This window comes from Alteromonas antoniana, assembly GCF_019249295.1.
GTDB classification, from domain to species: domain Bacteria; phylum Pseudomonadota; class Gammaproteobacteria; order Enterobacterales; family Alteromonadaceae; genus Alteromonas; species Alteromonas antoniana.
Genome location: NZ_JAESDH010000039.1, coordinates 18668 through 28099, shown reverse-complemented (window position 1 = coordinate 28099; position 9432 = coordinate 18668). Strand labels below are relative to the sequence as shown.

General features: G+C 50.1%; 6 protein-coding genes and 1 tRNA gene. 1 reads left to right on the top strand and 6 read right to left on the bottom strand.

The window, feature by feature from the left end; all coding sequences use genetic code 11:
* Positions 1-130: 130 nt before the first annotated feature.
* The 5 genes from JKP77_RS20735 to JKP77_RS20715 all read right to left on the bottom strand — a co-directional run bounded on the left by JKP77_RS20735 (position 131) and on the right by JKP77_RS20715 (position 5045).
* Positions 131-217 (bottom strand) — tRNA-Leu (locus JKP77_RS20735).
* Positions 218-269: 52 nt separating this feature from the next.
* Positions 270-989, bottom strand: a complete 720-nt coding sequence (locus JKP77_RS20730; RefSeq protein WP_218313081.1) for a 3'-5' exonuclease — start codon at positions 987-989, stop codon at positions 270-272.
* Positions 990-2822, bottom strand: a complete 1833-nt coding sequence (locus JKP77_RS20725) for a putative nucleotidyltransferase substrate binding domain-containing protein (protein ID WP_218313080.1) — start codon at positions 2820-2822, stop codon at positions 990-992.
* 227 nt (positions 2823-3049) lie between these two features.
* Positions 3050-4774, bottom strand: a complete 1725-nt coding sequence (locus JKP77_RS20720) for a sodium:solute symporter family protein (RefSeq protein WP_218313079.1) — start codon at positions 4772-4774, stop codon at positions 3050-3052.
* A gap of 4 nt (positions 4775-4778) precedes the next feature.
* Positions 4779-5045 carry a DUF4212 domain-containing protein gene (locus JKP77_RS20715; protein WP_218313078.1) on the bottom strand — a complete coding sequence of 89 codons (267 nt, stop codon included), beginning with the start codon at positions 5043-5045 and terminating at the stop codon, positions 4779-4781.
* A gap of 254 nt (positions 5046-5299) precedes the next feature.
* On the opposite strand from JKP77_RS20715, the gene JKP77_RS20710 reads away from it, so the two are divergent.
* A complete protein-coding gene (locus JKP77_RS20710; protein WP_218313077.1) occupies positions 5300-8740 on the top strand; it encodes a PAS domain-containing hybrid sensor histidine kinase/response regulator in 3441 nt (1146 codons plus the stop codon).
* Here JKP77_RS20710 and JKP77_RS20705 read toward each other — a convergent pair.
* Entirely contained in the window at positions 8718-9347 is a 630-nt protein-coding gene (locus tag JKP77_RS20705) for a mechanosensitive ion channel family protein (protein ID WP_218313076.1), read from the bottom strand. The two genes, JKP77_RS20710 and JKP77_RS20705, sit on opposite strands and share 23 nt — an antisense overlap.
* Positions 9348-9432 lie beyond the last annotated feature (85 nt).

Here is a 9432-nt window from a genome sequence, read left to right as displayed (position 1 = left end):
TAATGACCCATTGCGGATGGGATGGTGTAATTAATCGTGTAAGATGAATGCTGATCCCCCGTTTATGGGGTAGAGCCAAACATCTGTTGTGCTGTTTTATGAATTATATTTTGAGTATTTTTGAGAAGGATGGTGCCCAGGGGCGGACTTGAACCGCCACGGCCGTGAGGCCACTAGCACCTGAAGCTAGCGTGTCTACCAATTTCACCACCTGGGCAACGTGAGCGTAGTCAGAATGTATTGACCTTGCTGCGTTGTGGGAGCGCAATTTACGCGGAGTCCGTAGTTTTGTCAACGTCCTGTTTGCACTTTTTTGTGATTTTTTTCATCGCGATAGCCTGAGTGTGCAGAAAGTCATCAATTAGGGTTTCATTGTCCCCGTTCATGTCATAAAACTGCGCGAACCACAGCTGCATCGTTGCTACCGCATCATCCAGCGCATTGTGTGCCGGTGCGGCAGGCAAATTCAGACGCTGACGGCAGACAGTCAGAGTGGCACTGTTTGGCGGCAGTACATCGTGTTGCTTCTTAAGCTGATACACTGCCAGCTTCAGGGTATCCAGAGTGAGGATCTCAGCTACCGGCATGTTATGCCTGTCAAATAGCTTACCCAGAACACCTAAATCCAGTGTCGCATTATGCAATACCCAAACATGGCTTTCAGCGAACGGCCTAAGCGTATCCAATACATCTTCCACGTTTGTTCCGGCATCAATATCTTCTGCGGTCAGACCATGAATAACCGGAGACTGTTCGAGTGATTTGTCGGTTTTTACGACCTCGTAAAAGCAGGAATTCAGCTCCAGTTCCCCGACTTTTCCTTCCACCCAGCCAATTGACGTGACTTCCGCTTTGGCGGTATCCAGTGATGTCAGCTCCAAATCGACAGCCAGTAAAGGCACATCGTGCCATTTACGTCCACGCCACTTTGGCGTCAGCGAAGCAGAGCCGCCCCGCCACAGTGCCTGCCACCAATCTATCAGTCCCATTTACGAAATTCCGCCTGAAAACTTCATCACTACCGCCTGTTGTGCGCGGTCGATAGCTTTAAAAGCGGCTTTTAACTGATGTTTTTCGATGGAAGATAAGTCGCTTACCGACACGCAGTTGTCAGTGACTTTGTTCGTTAGCTGATGACGCCAGCGTAGCCGGTTTAAAAACAGCCAGATATCACGTAAATTATCAGCATCTCTTGTCGACAGCCCTGCATTTGCAGGAAGACTGGCCAGCCTGCCGAGCGTCGACGGCATCTTAAGTCCATTCGCCAACGAATAAATCCTCACCAGATTGTTAATCAGCGCAATGGCCTTCACTTTCAGATCGATACAATCTTTTTGTTTGCGTCCTTTTTCATACACGAATTTTTGAAACATCGACAATGGCACCGACACTTCATTCGCGTGACGCGCCAGCGCGGCTAAAAACATTTTCTGTTGCAGTAAGGGTGCTCTGGCTGCCTGCATCTCGCGCAACAGTTCGGAATCTCCAGCCGCGGCCCTGGCATCCAGGAAAATATTGAAGTGCATAATGGCTTTACTGGTGGGCTGCTTAACCCAGCTTCTTGCTTCAGCGATAGATTCTTCTAACGATAGTCGCAACGCCGGGTTTGACGCCATAATGTTACCATCGCACAGCTTTATTCCACACTTTGCCAGGCCGCCACAGACGTATTCACTCATGCCCTTAAAGTACTCTGCCTCATCCGCGTCAGGTTTCCGCGCCAGCAGCAAGCCGTTATCCTGATCAGAGCCCATGGTCTGGTCTTCCCGTGCCTGCGAGCCATATACAATCCAGCAGTACGCCATTGGCGCATTGCCGTGGTCGCGCTGGTAAAACTGGATCAGTTTGCGGGTCATGATGTCCGTTGCCTGCGACAGTACTTTGCCGGCGATATCAAAATCGCCCGGGCGCTTTGCATGCATTGCGAAATAATGCGGCATTTGCCAAGAAGAACGCGTCAATTCGTAGAGGTTCTCGGCTTTTGACAGCTCACCAATAATAAACAACACATTACCACGCTGATGTCGGATCACATCTGTGGCTGTAACCATCCCGATAGGCTCTCTGGAATGCCTGTCGATAACTGGCAGGTGATGGATGTTGCGTTCACTCATGATAGCCATTGCATCAAACATGGTTCGATTGTGCGTAATCATGGCGGGATTTTCCGTCATGATGACTTCAACAGGCTCAGTAACATCGAACCCTTCAGCCACTACTCTAGAACGCAGATCCCTGTCAGTAACAATGCCGGCAAGCTTACTTTCGCGGGTGATCAGCAGTGACGATACTCTTTTTTCTGTCATCAACCCTGCAGCATCTCGCACCGAAGTTAGCACATCAGCTTTTATAGGTTCGCCATTAACGACGTCAGACAGCGGCTTATATAGCCACATGGAGTTAGACTCGGTAACAGCCTGATTCTGCAATGCTTCAGAACGCGTACCGTGAAAAAAATCCGATACGTCCGGTGTATTCAGCGCCTCATCAAAGCCCGCTGCTGTAAAGCAGTACACTAAGCCGGGCTTGTCTACAGTGACCTGAACCGGGTAGCTGACCTTATCAATAAGCCCCGGGTAACCAAAATAGTCCCCCTCGCTGAGATGACGAAGTGGACCATCGGAGTCTTTCACCGAGAACTGACCGCTTTGAATAAGAAACAAACGGCCTTCATTTTGTTTAAGCAGCGCGTCCGCGTTATCTTCAACCAGATACACCAGGTTTGCCTGCTCAGCAAGCCGGTGACGATCCTCGTCATCCAGCCTGTCAAATGGCGCTGACGTCTTCAGAAAATCTATCACCTGTTGTGGTATCGCGCTCATATTGGCATGTCCTGTAATACCTATCCCGGTGATCTTTGGTAGTGAAAAATCACCGGGATAACCATTCAATTTTCACTGACAGATCCGACATGTGCTACGCGGGCGCATTTAGATTTGTCTGTGTCATCGTCCATCGTATTGAGATTAATGGCAGATGGTTTCACGGGTTATGTTCTGGATCAAAAAGGCTCACAGTATTGTGAGCCTTTTACTCATTTATTCAGTGGTTAGTGAGCAGACGCTTCGCCTGAACCTTTCGGATAGCGGATGCTTTCTACCAGGTCCTGAATCTCCTGCGGTGCTTCTTTTGTCGCCTTGAAGACGATGAATGCCACCACAAAGTTCACTATCATACCCAGAGTACCGATACCCTCAGGCGAGATACCGAACCACCAGTTTTCAGCAGTATTGGCAGTCGGGTTCACAAACTTGAAGTAAATAATGTAAGCCGCCGTGAATGCGATACCTGACACCATCCCAGCAACCGCACCTTTATCATTCATACGGGTACTGAAGATACCCATAATGATAGCAGGGAAGAAGCTGGAGGCAGCGAGGCCGAACGCGAAGGCGACCACCTGCGCCACGAAGCCCGGAGGATTAATACCAAAGTAACCCGCTATCACAATGGCCACACCGGCTGCGAGTCGGGCATAGAACAACTCGGCCTTGTCGGTAATGTTCGGCATAAAGTTACGTTTGAGCAAGTCGTGGGACACCGACGTGGATATAACCAACAGCAAGCCTGCTGAGGTTGACAGTGCTGCAGCTACCCCACCAGCGGCCACCAGAGCGATTACCCAGGCAGGCAGATTCGCAATTTCCGGATTCGCCAGCACCATGATATCGCGGTCGACACTCACTTCGTTCGCACTGTTAGGATCCGTCACGCTGCCCGCGGCATAATACATTTTGCCGTCATCGTTTTTATCCACGAACTGGATAAGTCCTGTTTTCTCCCAGTTTTTAATCCACGAAGGCGCGTTCTCGTAAGAGGTTCCCTGCAGATCCGGGCCATTGATAGTCTCAATCATGTTTACGCGACCGAAAGACGCCAGTGCAGGTGCAGTGGTATACAGAATCGCAATAAAGACTAATGCCCATCCAGCTGATTTACGTGCATCACGTACTTTGGGTACTGTGAAGAAACGAACGATAACGTGTGGCAAGCCTGCCGTACCTACCATCAGCGCGAAGGTGATAAAGAAGACATCAATAGTACTCTTCGTGCCGGATGTGTATTCGTTGAATCCCAAGTCGGTGGATAACTGATCAAGTTTGTCCAGCATATAAACCCCCGACCCATCAGCGAGCGTCGCACCAAAACCTGTTTGTGGCAGGATATGACCGGTTACCATCATAGAGATGAATACCACAGGCACGATGTAAGCAAAGATAAGCACACAGTATTGCGCTACCTGCGTATAGGTAATGCCTTTCATGCCACCGAGTACCGTGTAGAAGAATACGATTGCCATACCGATGATAACGCCCGACACGATATCCACTTCCAAAAAGCGACTGAATACCACGCCAACACCACGCATCTGGCCGGCAACATAGGTAAAACAGACAAAGATGGCACAGAACACGGCAACGGTTCGCGCGGTCTGTGAGTAGTAGCGGTCACCAATAAAATCCGGTACAGTGAATTTGCCGAATTTACGCAGGTACGGTGCCAGACACAGGGCCAGCAAGACGTAGCCGCCCGTCCACCCCATCAGGTAGACAGCACCGTCGTATCCCATAAAGGAAATCAGACCTGCCATTGAGATAAACGAGGCGGCTGACATCCAGTCCGCAGCCGTTGCCATACCGTTAAGTACTGGTGGAACACCACCACCGGCAACGTAAAACTCGTTAGTGGATCCGGCGCGCGCCCAGATGGCGATACCGATATACAGTGCGAAAGAGGCACCGACAATGATGAATGTGAGTAATTGAACGTCCATCGGTTTATTCCTCGTCTACGCCGTATTTTTTATCCATCGCGTTCATCTTTGCCATGTACACAAAAATAAGAGCGACAAATACATAAATGGAACCCTGTTGTGCAAACCAGAACCCCAGCTTAAAGCCGAAGAACTGTATCTGGTCCAGCGCATCAACGAATAAAATGCCGGCCCCAAACGACACGACAAACCAAATAACTAACAATTTGGCGAGAAGGGAGAGATTCTCCTTCCAGTACGCCTTCTTGTCGTCATCATTTCTAAATGCCATCTTTCCGTCCTCATGTCAGGTTAAGTGGATGTTTTATTTTTACATTTTCCTAACGGGGAGATTTTCAGGCGATTTTTGTGGTTCCCGATATCAGTCCGCAGACCTCACATCGCGCAAAAACCCCGCCGGTAGAAGCATTGGGTATACTCTAGACCTGCCTTTGCAATCTAGGAATGAGACGATGGTCGTAGGTCGGGTCGTAGGAGGTTGCGTATAATGCAACCAGATTTGTTAAAAACCTGTTAGGAAAAGGCATGACATTAGGTTGGGTATCACTCGGGCTGATTTATCTGTTTACGCTTTTTTATATTGCGAACTGGGGCGATAAAAACTCACCAACAGCAAGATGGCTGACATCTCATCCCGCGACCTATTCTCTTGCGCTCGCGATTTACTGTACTGCGTGGACATTTTTTGGCGCGGTCGGCCAGGCCAGCCGTGACACCTGGATTTATCTGCCTATCTTACTGGGTCCGATGTTGGTATACGTGTTGGGATATCGGTTTATTTACAAACTCACTCTGGTCAGTAAGAAGCAACATATCACCACGATCGCCGATTTTATTGCATCACGATATGGTAAGCGTCAGCTCGTCGCCCTGTTGGTTACGCTTATCGCGTTACTTGCCACCATCCCGTATATCGCACTGCAGCTGAAAGCGATTGGCGGTACATTCCAATTGCTCACACAGCAGCCTGACAGCGACTACATCGTAATTGCCGCCACCGCGTTCATCGCGGTATTTGCGATTTATTTTGGTACGAAGCAGACGGACGTTACCGAATACCGCCGGGGACTAATGCTCGCCATCGCATTTGAGTCGTCAATCAAACTACTGGCGCTGGTTCTGGTTGCTATTGTGGGATACACCGCCTGGCACAATTCTCAGGAAGGGCCAATCATCGCGCCATTTCTGGCTGAAAAAGCAGTATCACAGTTCGGGTCTTTTACTTTTATTGCCCAAACCATCATGTCTGCTGCAGCGGTTTTGTGTCTGCCGCGTCAGTTCCATGTAGCCATTGTTGATAACCTTAGCCTGAGTCATTTGAAAACCGCGCGGTGGCTGTTTCCCCTTTACCTGGCGATCATCGCTGCGGTGATCCCGATCATTGCTATGGCTGGCACCGCGATATTCGGAAGCGCCAATGTTGAGCCAGACTCCTATGTATTGTCGCTGGCAATTTATTCTGAGTCGGTGCTGCTGCAAATTATTGTGTTTATCGGCGGCTTGTCTGCCGCTACCGCAATGATCATTGTAGCCACACTAACCTTAAGCACCATGCTGACCAACGACGTGATCCTGCCACGCCTGTTCGCTATCCGTGAACCCGCAGCCCGTAACAAAGACTATTCCCGGCGCATCAAGCTAATTCGCCGGATTGTGATTGGTTTTATCCTCTTGCTGGCGTTTTTGTACCACCAGCAAATGACGGGCGCAAAATCACTGCATTCTATTGGCCTGATAGCGTTTTCGCTGGTGATTCAGTTACTGCCTGCGATAGTTGGTGGACTGTACTGGAAGCGTGCCCATGCCCACGGTGTGTATGCCGGCCTGCTACTCGGACTGATTATCTGGGTGATGTGGCTGGTGTTGCCACTGGTGGGTGAGCAAGTACCGCGGATAGAGCAAAATGAAATGATCAGTCAGGGAGCGCTACTCAGCCTGGCTGCCAATACCTTCGCCTATATTGTATTCTCCTGGTTCGCCCCACCCCGACTGATCGACCGGATCCAGGCTGAGGCATTCGTGTCACCTGCTGAGGTGCGCAATGGCCCACAAACGAAAAAGCAACATATTAACGTCACCATTGCCGACCTGATTACGCTGTTATCAACGTTTATGGGCGAAGGGCGGTGTCAGCAACTGGTTGAGGAATACCAGCAACTGAATCACTGCAAGCTTAATAACAGCCAGTCTCCCGACCAGCCCTTCCTGGCTTTCTGCGAACGCGCACTTGGGGGAGTTATCGGTGCCTCCTCGGCCAAGGCCCTTATCGACAGCGTGCTACGGGGGAAAAAGCTCGACTTTACCGAAGTCATCAACTTTTTCGACGATACCACGCAGGCGATGCAGTTTAATATGACAGCGCTTCTGACCTCCCTTGAAAACATGGATCAGGGCATTAGTGTGGTCGACAAGCACCTTAATCTGGTGGCATGGAATAAGCAGTATGCCGCGCTTTATCAGTACCCGGACGGCTTTCTTAACGTCGGCACACCAGTTGAAAAGCTGATGCGATATAACGCCGAACAGGGCGAGTTTGGTCCCGGCGATGTCGAGGAACAGGTAGAGAAGCGTATGGAGCACCTGCGTACCGGCACGCCCCATCGTTTTACCCGCCAGCGCAGCGACGGCAGGGTTATTGAGATGGTCGGTAATCCGCTACCGGGCGGGGGCTTCGTAACCAGCTTTAACGATATAACCGGCCACGTTGAAATCCAGCAGGCGCTGGAAGAGTCCAACATTGATTTAGAACTACGCATCAAAAAGCGCACAGAAGAAGTACATTCTATCAATGCTGAATTACGCCTGGAGATTGAGCGCCGTTCCGAAGCCGAAAAAGAGCTTATTCGAGCCAGAAAAGCCGCGGAAGATGCCAATGCCAGTAAAACCCGGTTCCTGGCGCTCGCCAGTCATGATGTACTGCAACCGCTTAATGCTGCCAAACTTTATGTTACCGCGCTGGAAGAAGCCGGCTTGCCAGATAATGTTGTCAGTATCGTGCGCAAACTTAATCATAGTGTCAGCTCCAGTGAAGCCTTGATAGGCACATTGCTGGACATTGCCAGACTCGATCAGGGAGAACTTCGGCCTACTATCGAGCCGGTCGATCTTGTTGCGTTGCTGACCCCGCTGATAGATGAAATGGCGATGCGCGCACAGGAAAAAGGACTGCAGTTACGATCGCGTTTGCGGCCGTGCTGGGCGTTGGCAGATAAAACCTTTTTGTACCGAATTGTGCAGAACCTGCTGTCAAATGCCATAAAATACACCGAAAAAGGCAAAGTTCTCATTACCGTCAGAACGCAGGGTGAATGCATTGATATCGCGGTAAGGGATACCGGTATCGGTATTTCAAAAGAGCAGCAGGGACTCATCTTCAGTGATTTTTATCGCACCGGAGACTCGCGCGAGCATGGCATTGGGCTGGGCCTGGGCGTAGTGCGACGGTTATCGGGACAGTTAAAAAGTCAGATCCAGGTACGTTCTGAACAAGGCAAAGGAAGCAGCTTCTCATTGACCCTGCCCAAAGCACAGGCACGCAAACGCACTGCTACAGGAATTGCGAACCGCAACACCACGTTTAAAGGACTTCGTGTGCTGTGCGTTGACGACCAACAGGAAAATCTCGACGCCTTGCGAACGGTATTGGAAAAGTGGGGCGTCACGGTCATGCTCGCCAATAGCTGGGATGAGGCAATCCGCCAGGCGGATAATTTCTCACCACAAATACTGTTGATGGATTATCAACTGTCGCAGCATCAAAACGGCCTGGATCTTATTGATGCCATTCGCCAGCACCTGGACATTGTCTTGCCCGCATCGCTGATCACTGCCACACAGGATGATGAACTGGTTGCCAGATGTAAGGCTCAGGGCGTGAACTATCTGACCAAGCCCCTGAAGCCCGCAAAATTACGGGCCTTATTGCAAAGCATGGTGCGCTATATCAGGGATGCGGAGTCGACGTAGATTTCGCTTTTCGCTTAGGCTTTTCCGGCGGTGCAGCTTCCTTCGACTGCGGTACGATCTTCCCGAGACTGCCCCACGACGTCTTCGGATTAATCAACACCGGGCGTGTCAGGATCAGGTTATTGGGATAAAGGATTGTTTCGCGGTCTGCGGTGACCAATCGGGTACTGAAAGGATTAATATCGGCAATCACCCCTTCCACGAAATTGTCACCGTCGAGAATGCGAATTCCGTTACCGCGCCTGTACGTGACGTTGGTCAGAAGAATAAAGTACGCCGTAATATTGCTAATGAGCGACCAGCTTGCAAACAGCGCCACACCGGTCAGCGTAATGATAGAAGTCGATAACACCAGCAAGCCGGAAAAATCAACGCCCCATGCCATCAGCACACCAGCAAAGGTCACGACGCCGGCTATGACTCTTGCTACAAATAGCCCTTTTAACGCACTGGTCGATTTTACGCGGCTACTCTCGAGATTTTTTTCCAGTCGGGGAATAATTACCCGGATCACCGCCACATAAAGCAGCATGACCACTGCGCTTATAATCAGATTAACCTGATAGGTTTCCACCCAACCTATCACACTTTGTAACCAGGGTGCCATGCACGTTATCCTCACCAGTTCAACAAAAGCTAACTATCGATAGCATAAGAAAATTATCAAGACGACTTACAATATATCATCTATA

What these genes read in the sequence shown, in the direction of transcription:
- JKP77_RS20710 (WP_218313077.1), top strand. Translation starts at nt 5,300, where the DNA reads ATGACATTAGGTTGGGTATCACTCGGGCTGATTTATCTGTTTACGCTT.
- JKP77_RS20705 (WP_218313076.1), bottom strand. Translation starts at nt 9,347, where the DNA reads ATGGCACCCTGGTTACAAAGTGTGATAGGTTGGGTGGAAACCTATCAG.
- JKP77_RS20720 (WP_218313079.1), bottom strand. Translation starts at nt 4,774, where the DNA reads ATGGACGTTCAATTACTCACATTCATCATTGTCGGTGCCTCTTTCGCA.
- JKP77_RS20715 (WP_218313078.1), bottom strand. Translation starts at nt 5,045, where the DNA reads ATGGCATTTAGAAATGATGACGACAAGAAGGCGTACTGGAAGGAGAAT.
- JKP77_RS20725 (WP_218313080.1), bottom strand. Translation starts at nt 2,822, where the DNA reads ATGAGCGCGATACCACAACAGGTGATAGATTTTCTGAAGACGTCAGCG.
- JKP77_RS20730 (WP_218313081.1), bottom strand. Translation starts at nt 989, where the DNA reads ATGGGACTGATAGATTGGTGGCAGGCACTGTGGCGGGGCGGCTCTGCT.